General features: G+C 55.4%; 17 protein-coding genes. 12 read left to right on the plus strand and 5 right to left on the minus strand.

Annotated features, from left to right (window positions below; all coding sequences use genetic code 11):
* Positions 1-73: 73 nt before the first annotated feature.
* The gene (locus tag GOV89_RS08595) at positions 74-1,489 is read right to left on the minus strand and encodes an arylsulfatase (RefSeq protein ID WP_209940156.1); all 1,416 of its coding nucleotides are present in this window, start codon (positions 1,487-1,489) and stop codon (positions 74-76) included.
* Positions 1,490-1,691: 202 nt separating this feature from the next.
* Between GOV89_RS08595 and GOV89_RS08600 the strand changes: the two genes are divergently transcribed.
* Positions 1,692-2,387: a TetR/AcrR family transcriptional regulator gene (locus tag GOV89_RS08600; protein ID WP_171237971.1), complete on the plus strand. Its 696-nt coding sequence runs from the start codon at positions 1,692-1,694 to the stop codon at positions 2,385-2,387.
* Between the two features lie 508 nt (positions 2,388-2,895).
* Here the strand turns inward: GOV89_RS08600 and GOV89_RS08605 are convergent.
* Positions 2,896-3,981, minus strand: a complete 1,086-nt coding sequence (locus GOV89_RS08605; RefSeq protein ID WP_171237972.1) for a helix-turn-helix domain-containing protein — start codon at positions 3,979-3,981, stop codon at positions 2,896-2,898.
* Between the two features lie 178 nt (positions 3,982-4,159).
* On the opposite strand from GOV89_RS08605, the gene GOV89_RS08610 reads away from it, so the two are divergent.
* From GOV89_RS08610 to GOV89_RS08650, 9 genes are all read left to right on the plus strand, one after another.
* Positions 4,160-4,783, plus strand: coding sequence for a hypothetical protein (locus GOV89_RS08610; protein WP_171237973.1), 624 nt, complete (start codon positions 4,160-4,162; stop codon positions 4,781-4,783).
* An 8-nt stretch (positions 4,784-4,791) separates the two neighbouring features.
* Entirely contained in the window at positions 4,792-5,208 is a 417-nt protein-coding gene (locus GOV89_RS08615) for a hypothetical protein (RefSeq protein ID WP_171237974.1), read from the plus strand.
* An 88-nt stretch (positions 5,209-5,296) separates the two neighbouring features.
* Positions 5,297-5,599 carry a hypothetical protein gene (locus tag GOV89_RS08620; RefSeq protein WP_171237975.1) on the plus strand — a complete coding sequence of 101 codons (303 nt, stop codon included), beginning with the start codon at positions 5,297-5,299 and terminating at the stop codon, positions 5,597-5,599.
* 48 nt (positions 5,600-5,647) lie between these two features.
* A complete protein-coding gene (locus GOV89_RS08625) occupies positions 5,648-5,812 on the plus strand; it encodes a hypothetical protein (RefSeq protein WP_170461188.1) in 165 nt (54 codons plus the stop codon).
* Positions 5,813-5,844: 32 nt separating this feature from the next.
* Entirely contained in the window at positions 5,845-6,093 is a 249-nt protein-coding gene (locus GOV89_RS08630; RefSeq protein ID WP_170461186.1) for a hypothetical protein, read from the plus strand.
* Between the two features lie 7 nt (positions 6,094-6,100).
* Entirely contained in the window at positions 6,101-6,409 is a 309-nt protein-coding gene (locus GOV89_RS08635) for a hypothetical protein (protein ID WP_171237976.1), read from the plus strand.
* 197 nt (positions 6,410-6,606) lie between these two features.
* Positions 6,607-6,894, plus strand: coding sequence for a hypothetical protein (locus tag GOV89_RS08640; RefSeq protein WP_171237977.1), 288 nt, complete (start codon positions 6,607-6,609; stop codon positions 6,892-6,894).
* A 22-nt stretch (positions 6,895-6,916) separates the two neighbouring features.
* Positions 6,917-7,417 carry a hypothetical protein gene (locus GOV89_RS08645; RefSeq protein WP_171237978.1) on the plus strand — a complete coding sequence of 167 codons (501 nt, stop codon included), beginning with the start codon at positions 6,917-6,919 and terminating at the stop codon, positions 7,415-7,417.
* Positions 7,418-7,531: 114 nt separating this feature from the next.
* Complete coding sequence (locus GOV89_RS08650; RefSeq protein WP_171237979.1) at positions 7,532-9,583, plus strand: alpha/beta fold hydrolase; 2,052 nt, start codon at positions 7,532-7,534, stop codon at positions 9,581-9,583.
* Positions 9,584-10,171: 588 nt separating this feature from the next.
* On the opposite strand, the gene GOV89_RS08655 is transcribed toward GOV89_RS08650, so the two are convergent.
* The 3 genes from GOV89_RS08655 to GOV89_RS08665 form a co-directional block, all read right to left on the minus strand.
* Complete coding sequence (locus tag GOV89_RS08655) at positions 10,172-10,369, minus strand: DUF2892 domain-containing protein (protein WP_371732485.1); 198 nt, start codon at positions 10,367-10,369, stop codon at positions 10,172-10,174.
* 72 nt (positions 10,370-10,441) lie between these two features.
* The gene (locus GOV89_RS08660) at positions 10,442-11,032 is read right to left on the minus strand and encodes a Crp/Fnr family transcriptional regulator (protein ID WP_171237980.1); all 591 of its coding nucleotides are present in this window, start codon (positions 11,030-11,032) and stop codon (positions 10,442-10,444) included.
* 221 nt (positions 11,033-11,253) lie between these two features.
* The gene (locus GOV89_RS08665) at positions 11,254-12,099 is read right to left on the minus strand and encodes a LysR family transcriptional regulator (RefSeq protein ID WP_171176295.1); all 846 of its coding nucleotides are present in this window, start codon (positions 12,097-12,099) and stop codon (positions 11,254-11,256) included.
* Positions 12,100-12,185: 86 nt separating this feature from the next.
* Here GOV89_RS08665 and GOV89_RS08670 point away from each other — a divergent pair, with 86 nt between their 5' ends.
* Together GOV89_RS08670 and GOV89_RS08675 are read left to right on the plus strand one after the other, a co-directional pair.
* The gene (locus tag GOV89_RS08670) at positions 12,186-12,653 is read left to right on the plus strand and encodes a cytochrome c (RefSeq protein WP_171176297.1); all 468 of its coding nucleotides are present in this window, start codon (positions 12,186-12,188) and stop codon (positions 12,651-12,653) included.
* 13 nt (positions 12,654-12,666) lie between these two features.
* The gene (locus tag GOV89_RS08675; RefSeq protein ID WP_348540081.1) at positions 12,667-13,575 is read left to right on the plus strand and encodes a cytochrome c; all 909 of its coding nucleotides are present in this window, start codon (positions 12,667-12,669) and stop codon (positions 13,573-13,575) included.
* The last annotated feature ends 23 nt before the right edge of the window (positions 13,576-13,598 follow it).

Raw genomic sequence — 13,598 nt, forward strand, 5'->3', positions numbered from 1 at the left:
CTTCTTGAAAGTCTGCTTCGCGGACTTTGCCGCCAGTCGCGTGAGTACACAAACTGACGGACGGCCCTTATGGTCAGTTCGGCGGCTCGTAGGGTTCTAGGACCCCAAACGGCACCGGCGGTTCCTCAATAAGGGTCTTCTCGAACTCCACGATCTTCTCGAAGATTACGGGTAGAATCCATGTGGCTTCGGACTGTATCTCGTATTCCTCTTTCGGGTCAGTGATGAGGTTGAAGACTCGAGGCACATTGAGTGGACGCGGCTCGCTGTTCATGTTCTCCAACTCAATCAGATGAAGCTTCCAGTTTCGCCACTTGTAGCCGTACACGTCGTCGTTGTTGTAGATTATGAAGCCTTCCCGGTTCGAGGTGTCCTGCTCCCCCAGAAAGAAATCAAGCTGGTCTACACCGTCGATGATCCGATCATCCGGAACATCGTAGCCCGCGACGCGGCCCAGTGTTGGCAGCATGTCCACCAGATGCACAATTTCATTGCTTGTAGTACCTGCTTCGATGCGACCCGGCCACCGCATGAGGAATGGAACGCGCAGCGACCCTTCCCATGCGGTGAAATAGTTGCCGCGCCATGGTCCAGCCGTACCATGCCAAGGTTGGAAGTACTCAGGCCCGTTGTCGCTCAGCCAGATGACGATGGTATTGTCTTCAACGCCAAGGTCGCTGATTGCATCGAGGACTTGCCCTGTGCGGAAGTCAATCTCGGCCAGCACATCTGCATAATGGCCGTTGCCTGTGATCCCGTCGAAGTCAGGGTTCGGCAATGTAGGCAGGTGCGGTTGTGTAAAGGGTACGAACGCGAAGAACGGTACATCCGCGGAAACAGACCGCTCCATGAAATCGATGGCTCGTTCCGTCAACTCACTGTCGATTTCACGTCTTGTTTCAATTGTGTAGGCTTTGACATCGCGAGGGATTTCACCTCGCTTGGCCTCTTGGATCATCGGCTGCTCGCTGACGGCGGCATCAAACTGGAACTGCGACGAATACTCAGATTCATCCGTTGTGTTTGCAACGCCATACCATTCGTCGAACCCCTGATCGGTCGGGAAACGACCGGGCAAATCACCGAGGTGCCATTTGCCGAACATGCCCGTGGCGTAGCCAGCATCCGAGAACAACTCGGCCATGGTCACTTCCCATCCGACCATGCCGTAGGGCACGCCCCAAACCACTCTCGTGGTCGCAGAGCGGATCGGACGGCGACCTGTCATCAAGGCCGAGCGACTGGGTGTGCATTGCGGCTCGACATTGAAGTTCAGCAGTCGCATCCCCTCTGCGGCCAGCGCATCAAGCCGAGGGGTCGCGGCCCCCCTTAGCTCTCCGCCGCCGTAGACGCCCAACTCGCCCCAGCCGAGGTTGTCGACCATCATCAATACGACATTGGGTTGCTCAGTGGTCTGGGCCACAGATGAGCCGCCCCAAAGGACACAAGCTGCCACCGACATAAGGATTGGTTTGAGTGGACTTCTCATTTGGGTGCTCCCGTCTTGGTCCGAGTATTCGTGAAACGACCTTTCCCATAGGTCATCGACTCACGCATGTGTCATTAGGACTATCGTCCTAATCTTGGCGAGCAGTGTGATCTGTGTCAATGTTGCGTTACGACCACTGTCAGAATTGAAACAGGCCCATGGTGATGTTCCTCACCTGCAAAACGCAAAGTGAACTGGATCGATGGACAAGAAGATTGAAAGCTACATTCCCGAAAGGGTAACGCACCTGCTACAGGATTTGGTCGTGCAGCGCCCGGTTGCAAAGGAACCCCGCGGGCTTTCCAGTGGTGACAGCACCAAGCGGCGGATACTTGATGCGGCCTTTGCGCTTTTCATCGGCACCCGAGCAGAAGACTACACGATGCGGAATCTGGCGAACGCCTTGGATATGCGCGTCGGCAACCTGACGTATCACTATAAGACCAAGTCAGAACTCCTCGACAGCCTCGTTCGCGATCAGCTTGCGAACTATGCTGACGACATCCTGACGTGTCTGCAGATGAGCGAAACAACACCGCAAGCTGCGCTCGAACGGGTGGTAACGCTCCTTGTTCAGGACTTGCGCCAACCAGAGATTGCATTTTTCCCGCAACTCTGGGCGCGTTCATTGCATGACGATGCTGCGGCCGAGCTGATGGACAAAATCCACGAGCTGGAGCGACAGGTGATTGCAGGGCTGATAGGAGCCACCCGTCCCGACTGGCCACAAGACGACTGCGATGCACTTGCACTTCACGTTACTGCGGCTATTGAGGGGCTTACCTTGTTCATTGGGCGAAACAAGAAATCACATGGCATCTATGCAGCGCCCGAACAGGAAATTGCCCGCGTACTGAGAGTTGTATTGGAAACTGCGCGCCATCCGAGCAAGTGCTAAATTTGAGAGCTAAATTGAGCGCCCCGTTTGGGCTCGACCCTGTCATCCGAGTCTTTTGCTCAGGTGACTGATAAGGTGCGGTTAGCAGACATTTCAAGCGAGATTTGAATTTTCCGACCATGAACGGCCGTTTCGCGCAGGAGCGGACGGTGACGAAAAATGCGGCTATGTCCGAGTCGCGGACATTTCAGCCGTTCGGGCGGCGATGACAAAGGTCTGCTCCACCTTGCTTTGTGGACTTGCTGGGCGAAGCGCAAACAGAGTGTATATGTAAAACTTCCAATCCATTGGATAAGTTTGCCAATCGGTCCGATCCTTCAAGGGCGATCAAACCGACGTCCAGAGGGCTGACTCTTCAAAGGAGGGTCATTTCAACGGTTCACAAACTCTGTTCACCAACCTCGATTGCCGAAGTGACCAAGAGACCAAACCGACAGTTTTTCTGCTCTTCATTCGTGCAACACGCTTCCTGAAAACTGCCCGAGCTAAACAGCCAGATATCTAGCGGTCATTTGTTCCGTCGCAATCGGAGTGTGGTGCGAGGAAGTTCGCCAAAGGTCTGCCTGTAGAGCCTGCTGAACCTTCCGTGATGCTCAATGCCACACATCGCACAGACAGCCGATACTGTGACAGGTCCTTCGGGGTCAATTAGGGCTCGCCTAGCGTGATGAAGTCGAGCTTGGGCCAGCACTTGCATCGGCGTGGCCCCGCGAACTTTGCGAAATGCGGCCTGCAATGTTCGTTCAGAAACGCCAACATGAAGCGCAATGTCCCGGAGGGTGTCAATTTTATCGGGTTGTTCGTAGATCAGTTTCTCTGCCTTTTTGACATGCCTACTGGACAGGTCTCGCGCGATGGTAGAGTGAGTGCGTCTGCGCGGACCGAAGCACATGTCGAGGCAGCGGTTCAACTGAGCAAGAACCACTGTCTTCCAAGCATCCGCCAAGTGCATTTCCATTTCCCGATCCGTGGAAACGGAGACCTGCGTTGCAAGTGCAACCGTGAGTTTGGCCAGATGCAAGTCATCTGAACTATTTGCGTCACCCCATATCATTCCGCCCCGCGCCTCCACGCGGTCCAGGCGGTCGCCCAGGAAGTTGGACGGCATGGACAGTACAAGGGCTTGGTATGGTGCGTTCCGCTCAGAAATGACAGTCGTCTCGCGCTTCCCGCGGCCGAACAGGATCCAGGGTTCGCTATTTCGCTTGAACTGCATATGACCGTTACTACTCGACAAAGTGCCGGTGACCGACACAAGAAGGTTGGGCCGTCGGTATTCTGGCACGACCACGTTATGCCCAGTCGATCTGATGTAGGCTAAGCTCATCAGGCCGATGTCGCTGATCGCGACCGCCGCCTCTCCATCGACTGGGTCATGCAGTTGGAGTGGAGCAGATCCTGAGAACTGCCGCCTTGTCAAATTTGAACGATCGCCCTTGTAGAAGGAACTCAGCTTGAAGCTCCCGACCGCAGTTGGCAATGCATTGTCGGCTGCCTTGCGTAGCACAGAAGGTGCGAGCCCGATCAATGCGTTGGCGCCGTCTCCGGTCGGGCCGTGCAAATTACTAGCACACTGCGGATTTTGGATAATCATAGCGAATTTTGGATATCCTGCTCCCCTTTCTTGTGCAAGCTTTTCGAAGATTCGTCATCCCGCAAATGGTGGCACATATTGCATTTCTGAAGGCCGCCAAGACCCCACGCGGCGCAACACAACAGCGAGCCAACGCACCCGAAACGGTATCGAAAACAGCGTTTAAGGAGACGACAAAATGAACAAGCCCCTTTTGGTCACGACTTTCTCTGCCGTTCTGGCGCTGTCCCTTGGTGGGCCTGCATCCGCGAATGTCGGCCAAGCGGCTATAGATGGCTGTATCGACCAGATACGCAGTGTCGGTGGTCCCGATGGCCAGAGCGGAACCGTCATCTCCTCGGAGTATTCCGAAGCAAACTCGCTGATCATGTTCCAAGATGCGGGCAATACCGTCTGGCGCTGTCTGGTGTCGAACGACGGGGTCGTGGCCGAACTGACCGTTGCGCAGGCTGCTGATGACGGAGGCGGCGCGATGGCCGGGGCCTCCGGTTCTGGTACAGAACGCGTCTCATTCGCTTCAGGAACCTCGGGAGCGGAACTGACAGGCTCACTGTTACCGCAGGAAAGCCGACGCTATGTTCTAGGCGCGCGCGACGGTCAGTTTTTCTATTTCCGGCTCGCAGCGAATGGGCCAGGAATGACCTACGTCATCTACAATCCTGATGGCTCCGTCTTGCTAGACGAGATGAGCGCCGATCAGGAGTACCGGGGCCAGTTGTGGCAATCGGGAGATCATGTCGTCCAAGTTTACAATACATCGAACGGCGCTCAGTCCTTCAATGTGATCTTTGGAATTGAATGAGCCAAAACATGCGAAAGAAAGGCATTGGCCTTTGGCCGTCGCTCAGATTGCTTTCTGTTTCCGCCGCGGCCATCGCGCTTTCCGCTTGCACGACGGGCAACGCCCTACAACTCAGCATGGGCAATAGCGATGCGGTGAAGCGCGCAAATGAGCTTGCAATTTCCTGTAACCTCCCTGGTGCGCTACAAGCGTTGGAAGAGGCGGAGGCCTCAGGAGGTCTGGCTTCCAATGTTTCGCAATTGCAGCGCGTGGTTTTCCTCCGGGACGCTCAGCGGACAGCAGAGGCCAATACCGCACTTGCAGCGTGGAACGACGCTACCAATGCAACAGCAAGCGATGCAGCCAAAACAGAAAGCTCTATTCAAGAATCGCTCGTTGAATTGCAAGCGGAAAGGCGGTCGCGAACCGGGTCTGCTTCCTGCTAGGACGGACGCTTCACCTTGCCTCTGAAACCTGGGGTTCTCTGCCAAAAGACTTAGCCGACAAATCTGATATACAAAAGAAGGGGATAGAATGACTTCGTACTCAAAACAGCTGCTTGGCGCTGCCGCTCTCGTGGCGTTGTCAGGATGCGCGGACACCTCCAGCCCTGCCACCGGGCAACCGTCCGTCGGAAGCTCATCGGATCTGACGGCCTTCGAAGGCGCGCGCGCCGGTCAAGCTGAGATGGGCATTCAGAATCTCGGTTATGAGTTGATCAGAACAGATGGCCTCACGGCCTTTTGGTTCAATCGCAGCACAGGCGCTTGTGCTCGCATCACCACATCCGATGGTCGCTACTCCGATGTGACCATGCTTCCAGCCGGAGATTGCTGAGTCACTCAGCCGGCAAACACCGTTCCCAAAATCCTGAAAGGAAAACCCATGAACAAAATCCTAGCCACTTCTCTCGTCCTCATTGCCTTGGCGGGATGCGCCGAAGAGCAGTCCTTCACAACCGAAGCAGATATCTCGGAAGCAAATCGGAACACTGAGTGCCCGGTAGATGTGACGGAAGCGGATCGCGCCAACTATCCTGCGTGCAACTGACGAAGCGAGCCTTCGTTGCGTCTGCGATAGCCATGTCCATAACAGGATGCGTTGAGATATCGCAGAGCAACGAAGATATCGTGGCACCATCGGGCATGGTTGAAGAGTGCACTCGACAGATCAGGGTCGGACGACCATATGCAACTATTTCAATCCGTGAGGTGATCACAGCCGGACCGGATAATCGTGTTTTCGTCGGCATGATGGTCGATGGTGAAAGCTGGGGGTGCCGGGAGGAAGACAACGGCATTTTCACGGCGTTCTCTCAGTTTGCGAACTGACGAATAGATGGCCGGGCTATGCAATTGGGTCATTCGGATCGTCGGGGTATTGTACCTCGTGGCCTTGGCGTTGCTTCTGATCGGAACCTTCGGACTCTTCGGTCAGGAGCAGGATCCGCTTTCAGGCATCTTCTTGTTGCCGTTAGGTTTGCCATGGCTCCTGTGGTCAGATGGCGTTCCGGACGTTTTGTTGCCGTCGCTGGCGGCCTTTGTGCCGCTGCTCAATATTCTTATCCTGACATTGCTTTGTCGCTACTTTAGAAGCGACAAAGCTCAAAAAACAAAACCAGACAAGGGAGGGTCAGATGCACTTTGATCTTGCACATGCGCTCTTAACGGGAGTTCTCATATTTGTCGTGATGATCGGCATGCACAAAGCTGGTCTCTACGTGCCGCACAAGGAGGGTGGCCCAAGATGGAGTTGGCCGCTGTTCTTCGGAATAGGTGCGGCCGTGTTCATCCTTAACTTGGTTTGGCCCTGAAAGCCGTCGCGTTCTAGCAGGGAGAGAAGATTTGGGTAAGGTGATTATTGGAATTGTTGGCTTGATCATCGGCTTTATCGGTGGCGCGATTTTCGATGGATCGCTGATCGGCGGCACGGCGGCCGGGATCGGTATCGCGAGAGGGGCATCGGCGGGCATCTGCATGACAGTACAGGCAACCGAAGACAAGGGGCCACTGACGCGCCAAGAAATCGATCAGAGCCTGACGCAAACTGCGGCGAATGCGGCAGCGATCTTTGACACTGACGCACCTGGCGAGGTCGTTGGCGGCGAAGATAATTGCGCCAAGGTTCTTTAGAATCTGAGAGAGTGAGTACGAAATGAAATCATTGTTTTCCCCCCTGCGTATCGGCGCACTCTTCGCGGCGACAACTCTGGCGACGACTGCATCGGGCAACGAGTTGATAGAAGACGCACTCGGAGGCCCCTTCACGACCTGCACCGGTGCTATTGCATGGACCGAGGATGACAATAGCGCCACTCGTGTCGAGCCCATGCGCCTCGCGGTGCGGGACGCTGACGACGCGGCAAACGTAGCCCTGTTCCTGAGCGAGGAAGATTTCACGAGTGAAGATGTCTGGGCTTGCGTCGACGGTGTCTGCATGGCTCACGCGACCGTTCGCGCGGCCGTCACCACAAATGTGCTTCGGCTGCGTTATCAAGCCGACCTTACCAGTGGCCAGGCCGTGTATGGCATGGAGGGCGTCTTCATGGTGGTGAACGCTCGGGAAGCTCCCATAAAGGTTGAGGGCGCACGGGGATCCGGCTCCTTCATTTGCGAAAAGGCATTGCCCGAGAGCTTCCTTGGGAGTGAACAGTAGCGAAAAAAAACTGCGAAATTGCTTTACTGCAAATTAGGGGAGTCAATGAGGTGACCAGTCTAGGCTGCGCAAAGCCACCAACCGCTTAGCGTATAACGCAGGAATAAGAGTTACTTGTTTCAACTTGTAAACATCTCGCAAGGCATCCTTAAATGGAGTGGTCATTCAACCAATAGTTTGGTTGTACTTTGTAGCGGTTCGTTTCGCCGTGGGGCGACGATTACACTTATCGCTCTGATGGCTGAGGTCTGCTGCCATGGCGCGGCCAACGCGCAAACGTCGTCGGTGCGCCCAGAGCCCGTTCCCTGCCCGGACGTCATCACCCAGACTGTGACCGAGATTGAAGGCGAAACCTTCGATTGCGGCATCGTTCGCGTGCCCGCCGACTATGATAACCCGGACGGCAGTCAGATCGAGTTGATGTACGGAGTTTTGCGGTCGACCAGCCTGTCACCCGCAGCCGATCCGATCATCTACCTGCATGGTGGACCCGGCGGCGGTGAACTGGCCAGTTTGACGAACACGCTCGCGGAACGACTGGCAACCTTGCGCGCCCGACGCGATATCGTTGTCTTCGATCAGCGCGGATCGGGCTTCTCCCCGGGGGAGATCGAGTGCAACGAGGTTTTCGCAGCCAACAGCGATGCGGCCTTCGCCGCCGCCGGAGAAATTGCCGAAGCATCGGGGATGAACCCGGGCGCCGCGGCTGGCGAGTACCTTATCCCCCTGTGCGCGGCTCACCTTAATGAACAAGGCGTGGACCTGTCGCAGTACAACACGGTCACCAATGCCCGCGATGTCGTCCACGTGGCCGAGGCGCTGGGGTTCGACAGTTTCAACCTCTACGGTCATTCCTACGGCACACGTCTTGGGCTGGAGGTTCTGCGGCAGAACCCGCCGGGTCTGCGCGCGATCCTCCTCGACTCTGTGCTGCCGACAGATGTGGCCTGGCGCGAGCGACTTCCCGAAACCAATGAGGAAGCGTTCCTCGGCATCTACGGGATGTGTCTTTCCGATCCAACCTGCGCCGAGGCTTATCCCGATCTCGTTGAAACGCTCAACGGAGTATTCACGGCCCTTTCCGCACAGCCATTGACCACCGAGAGCGGATTACCGGTCACAGCAGCGAGCCTGGAACAGTTGATCCTTTCGTCGGCCAACCAAGCGGGTGGTGAGTGGCGGGTTCGGTACCTGCCGCGCATGATCCACGACCTAGCGCAAGGCGACCCTGCGCTCTTCGAAGCCCTTTCCCTCATGCGTTATGCAGAAGCGGAAACTGCTTCCCCGCCAGCATTTCAACTAGACGTGTCAAGTATTCCGGCGCGCCTGATGCTCAATCGGGCCAACGCACTTGTATCTCAAAGCGATGCACTCCGGCAAAGCGCCGAGACTCTGGCCCGGCAGGCCCAGGACATGGCAAGCGAGGCCGACGAGTCACTGGCGGCGGTGTTCCTGCGTACACTCAGCGAGCTCGAGGATGTTCCGTACAGCACAACACTCGATGACACCTATGCAGCAGACCGCGTCTCGTTGCCCCTGCGCCCCGCAACGCCCGTCGAACTCGGGCAGTTCGTGGGCCGACACTTCTCCGGGATCGATGCAGAGATCCTGACATCGCTCGTGGGGCAAATGACGCCGGACGACATTTCCGAGATCTTTCGCCGACTGCGGAATCTGGACCGCTTCAGCGAGCAGCTCCACGAACTGGCCTTCGCACTGCGCATGTTCACCTGCAATGACTCTGTCCCCTTCAACAGCGCGGAACGCGTCCGCGAGCGCATCGAAAGCTATCGCATCCCGGGGCTGACAGTGCGGGAGGCGCGCACGATGGCCTACGAGCTCGGTGCCTGTGACGGGTTTCCGACTGGCACCCTTGGAGAGGACTTCCATGCACCGGTCACCGGCGATGGGTCCCTTCCTGCCATGGTTTTCACCGGAACGAACGACATCCAGACCGCGACGTCCTGGTCGGAACAGGCCGCCGACAATCTGGTCGGATCACAGTTCGTGCGCTTCCCGAATACAGGACACGGTGCAACCTTGTTCTCGCAATGTGCAAGAGATGTAGCTGGCGCTTTCTTCGATCAACCTGACACTGCAGTTAACGCTGGGTGTGCCTCGGACTTGGTGCCGAATTTCGCGCTGCGCGACGAACCGCTGCCCTAGGTGAACAACAGCCCACTATTTGCAACAAGGATGATCCGGACTTCGGCATTGATCGAGCAAGCTTTGCCTCAGCCGCCGACACCCAATGGCAATTGATGGCGACGCAGGCCACGCCGACGATTAAGGAGCGGTAGTGGATGAGCGTCAACGAGCGACGCTGGTCAGCCTAGCTGAAGTTTGCACCAGCACAACAATCAATGAACACAAGCTACACACGCGTCTCTGTAATCAAGTGAAAATACGACACAATCGTCAGCATCCATTACTGGAAAGACTACAAAGCAAAGTTTAATAGCCGCTTCAAAGCGCGTTTCGGACATTTGTGCGAACCGCAGCATCCGGCACTTTGGGCTCGCATTCGACCTTCGCTGCTTCCCGCGCCTATGACTGTTCGCAGCCCGAAGCGGACATTCAAAACAAGACCCTGCGAATGTGGCTTCGCGGGACGAAGCGGACTTACGAGGTTCGCAAGATTCTGAGATCGCCCTCAGTCCAGTTGGGATCGACAACGCCAAGGTGAACTGGGCTTCAACTTGAGAATCTATGAGGGCGTGACATCGCCCCCAATACCGAGATATGCAGCTTCCATTAGTTCGTTTTCACGCTGCACGTTTTGATCCCTAGAGCGGAGTAGATCGGGCAAACGCCAAATAGACCTGTGATGAGTGGGATGATGCCAATAAGCCCCCACATCGTCTGAGGACCGACAAAGATCAAAGACAGCAGCACAAGGCCGAGAATGATACGCAGTGAGCGATCAAGTGTTCCTTCATTTCTGGACATCATTAAATCCTCCTTGGTTGATTGATGCCCAATTCTAACCTTTTGCGTCGTCGACAGACGGTGACAGAGTCACCGTTAACTTGCGGCAACATGTTCCAGTTCCTTGCGATCAAGTATGGCGATGCCGTCCTCATGCTGCTTTACCCAGCCTTTCTTTGCGAACGCCGCCAATCTGCGAGTAACGTAGGCGCGACCTGAGGCTGTTTCGCTTGCGAGTTCGGAGTGGGTTGCCTTCACCCTGCTGTCTGAAGAGGCAAGCCTTATCAACGCCTTGGCGAGCCGCGCATCGAAGTTCGTAAGCGCCACATCTTCAATCAACTGCTGGTACTCCGAAAACCGCGAGGAAACGGACAACATAATCATATCTCGGAACTCAGCGTCCTCGGCGAGCTTTTTTCGAAACTCGTGCGCTAGCACGAGTTGCCCGGTCAGGTCGGTCTCTGCAACACCTTCGGCGCCGTAGGCCTCGTCCTTTATCAGGCATGACAAAGTCTGGAGGCATACATCGCCCGGCGTGACACGATAAAGGACCACTTCGCGTCCGCTCGGGCCTGTAAGCGTTACACGAATTGATCCCTCTGACAGAATGATGAAGCCTGGACATGCTTGACCTGGTTGAAAGACTGTTGCGCCCCGTGACGCGGCAAAACTGCGGAGGATACTCATTCTCGCAAATCTCCCAAATTCCCGAAGATTAGAAACTTGTGAATCGATCAATTCAAGCCGGATCGCCTTAGATTCTTCTCGTGTGCAGTTTGGGCTCAGTTTTGCCGTTCTCCGTAGCAATCATAGTTGATTGGAGTAGCCTAATGCGAACGTTTCCGACTGGGCTTTGCAAACTTGGAAAGTCAAAAATTTAGGAACTCGAAAGTCTCAGTTGCCCAAAATCACTTAGCTAGCGCTTCCGATATGCGTTCGACTAGTGCCTTCTGAACTACAGCAAACCTTGGAGTTTTCGAGATTTCTTCTAACGTTGCGACCCACAGCGGAACCTCGATCTTAGGATTCACGTCCTGTGACCGTTTAAGGCGGGTATCCACGTCGCCAAAAAATGACGGCAGAAAGGTTTTACCAGCTCCCGAGGCCGCCATCTGCTGTAGCACCAGAAAACTGTCTGCTCCATTGGTCATTTCGTCGGCGCTTACATTCTGCGCCAGCCATTTGGCAGGAAGTGAACGACTCAACGCCCCGTCTAGCCTCATCCACCTGCGATTGGGGCTACCATCGTCAAAGACACCGAAGGACAGCGTTCCTGCACGCTCCCCGATCAGCCCTTCCCCGAGCTTTATCGAAGGGCGCACAGCAATGTCTGCTGTCAGTCGGGAAAGATCATGGTGGCTGTTCTGGCTTAGCAGAGTCAGGTTCAAACCTGGGTAAAGGCGTGAGATTTCGTTGAGTATTCTAGGGAGAACAATCTGACAAAGACTATCGGTAGACGTAATTCGCACGTGACCTATAGGAGACCGGTTTGCCCCGACAACCGCTCGCTCCACCGACAGCACTGCGTCTTCGACGCTTTCCATTGCAGAAAAGATCGCACTAGCTTCGGGCAGAACGGAATATCCTGACGGGTTTTTTTGAAAAATCCGGCAGCCATTGCGCTCTTCGAAAGCGGCCACTCTGCGCAAGACTGTGGCGTGCGTGACGCCCATGACCGTTGCGGCTGCATTAAGTGAGCCGTATTTGCTTACCGCCAGCGCGTATCGAATGTCGTCCCAGTTTTCGTTGTTCATAAATTAACAAGAGACGACCAATAACAAACAATTACAAGAAAATTCGTTCAAGCTAACATTCGGAGCATTGAACAGGGAGACACATCATGATGAAGCAGTTCTCAATCTTCGCAGCGGGTCTTTTGTCATTGACCGCAATTGGCACAGCCATCGCCCACGAAAGTGAAAACCCGGCTGTGAAAGCTCGAACCTCAATCATGCAGCTCTATGCCTTCAATCTTGGTACGCTTGGCGGCATGGCCAAAGGCGAGGTGGATTATGACGCCAAGGCCGCAACACGGGCTGCAAACAACCTTGTTGTGCTAACGCAGATCGACCAATCCGCGATGTGGCCCCAGGGATCTGACAATGTGTCCGATCCGTCCACCCGAGCGCTGCCGGCAATCTGGGAAAACTTCCCTGACGTTGGTGCGAAAGGGCAAGCCATGGCAGACGCAGCTGTTGCGATGCAGGCTGCGGCCGGACAAGATGTTGATGCCCTGAAAGCTGCGATGGGCAATCTGGGCGGAAGCTGTTCGGCATGTCACAAAGCGTACAGAGCACCGAAAGACTAATTGGCAGATAGTTGTGAAACGGTTTTTCCTTTTCACTGCTTTCGTTGCACTTTTGGTTGGGTTGGCCGGTTTGGTGCTGACCCGACCACAAAGAATGGATCGATCTCAACTTGACGGTTTGAACCCAGATCTCGCCAGAGGTGAAATCGTTTTCCACGCCGCAGGATGCGCATCCTGTCATTCAGCGCCGGACGCGGTTGGTGAAGAAAAGCTCATGCTCTCTGGTGGTCGCCGGTTTGAGACGGAGTTTGGCACGTTCATCGCCCCCAACATTTCCAGTCACCCAGAAGTTGGTATTGGGTTCTGGTCTGCCCTTGATCTGGCCAACGCCTTGATCCATGGGACCGGAGCCGAAGGGCAGCACTATTTTCCAGCGTTTCCCTACACATCTTACACCAACATGTCAGCGGATGACATCGTTTCGCTTCAAGCATTCCTCAGCACTCTGCCACCAGCCACAACTGCAAGCGTTCCGCATGAGGTTCACTTTCCCTTCAACATTCGACGCGGACTGGGGGGATGGAAGCTTTTGTTCATGTCGCCAGGTTGGGTAGTCCAAGGTGATCTGACCAACCAACAAAGGCAAGGCCGGTATCTGGTGGAGGCGTTGGGTCACTGCGCCGAATGCCACACGCCGCGAAATGGCTTAGGTGGTCTGAAACGAGACCTTTGGCTGACAGGTGCACCAAATCCAAACGGGAAAGGTCGCATCCCCGGCCTTACCTCAGACCAGCTTGATTGGTCCGAGGCTGACATCGCCGAGTACTTGAAATCCGGCTTCACGCCGGACTATGACAGCGCAGGTGGCGAGATGGTGGAGGTCATCGAGAACACATCACGCCTCACGGATGAGGATCGTTTGGCGATTGCCGCGTATCTCAAAGCTGTTCCCGTTTCGTCGACGCGGCTTCCATCTGAGTAACAGTCGTTTGGCGCCATGCCGCG

The sequence above is a fragment of the Ruegeria sp. HKCCA5763 genome, assembly GCF_013034545.1.
GTDB lineage: Bacteria > Pseudomonadota > Alphaproteobacteria > Rhodobacterales > Rhodobacteraceae > Ruegeria.

Bases quoted from the DNA above. Each gene is read 5' to 3' on its own strand.
- GOV89_RS08595 (WP_209940156.1), bottom strand. From the start codon at position 1,489: ATGAGAAGTCCACTCAAACCAATCCTTATGTCGGTGGCAGCTTGTGTC.
- GOV89_RS08600 (WP_171237971.1), top strand. From the start codon at position 1,692: ATGGACAAGAAGATTGAAAGCTACATTCCCGAAAGGGTAACGCACCTG.
- GOV89_RS08605 (WP_171237972.1), bottom strand. From the start codon at position 3,981: ATGATTATCCAAAATCCGCAGTGTGCTAGTAATTTGCACGGCCCGACC.
- GOV89_RS08610 (WP_171237973.1), top strand. From the start codon at position 4,160: ATGAACAAGCCCCTTTTGGTCACGACTTTCTCTGCCGTTCTGGCGCTG.
- GOV89_RS08615 (WP_171237974.1), top strand. From the start codon at position 4,792: ATGCGAAAGAAAGGCATTGGCCTTTGGCCGTCGCTCAGATTGCTTTCT.
- GOV89_RS08620 (WP_171237975.1), top strand. From the start codon at position 5,297: ATGACTTCGTACTCAAAACAGCTGCTTGGCGCTGCCGCTCTCGTGGCG.
- GOV89_RS08625 (WP_170461188.1), top strand. From the start codon at position 5,648: ATGAACAAAATCCTAGCCACTTCTCTCGTCCTCATTGCCTTGGCGGGA.
- GOV89_RS08630 (WP_170461186.1), top strand. From the start codon at position 5,845: ATGTCCATAACAGGATGCGTTGAGATATCGCAGAGCAACGAAGATATC.
- GOV89_RS08635 (WP_171237976.1), top strand. From the start codon at position 6,101: ATGGCCGGGCTATGCAATTGGGTCATTCGGATCGTCGGGGTATTGTAC.
- GOV89_RS08645 (WP_171237978.1), top strand. From the start codon at position 6,917: ATGAAATCATTGTTTTCCCCCCTGCGTATCGGCGCACTCTTCGCGGCG.
- GOV89_RS08655 (WP_371732485.1), bottom strand. From the start codon at position 10,369: ATGATGTCCAGAAATGAAGGAACACTTGATCGCTCACTGCGTATCATT.
- GOV89_RS08660 (WP_171237980.1), bottom strand. From the start codon at position 11,032: ATGAGTATCCTCCGCAGTTTTGCCGCGTCACGGGGCGCAACAGTCTTT.
- GOV89_RS08665 (WP_171176295.1), bottom strand. From the start codon at position 12,099: ATGAACAACGAAAACTGGGACGACATTCGATACGCGCTGGCGGTAAGC.
- GOV89_RS08670 (WP_171176297.1), top strand. From the start codon at position 12,186: ATGATGAAGCAGTTCTCAATCTTCGCAGCGGGTCTTTTGTCATTGACC.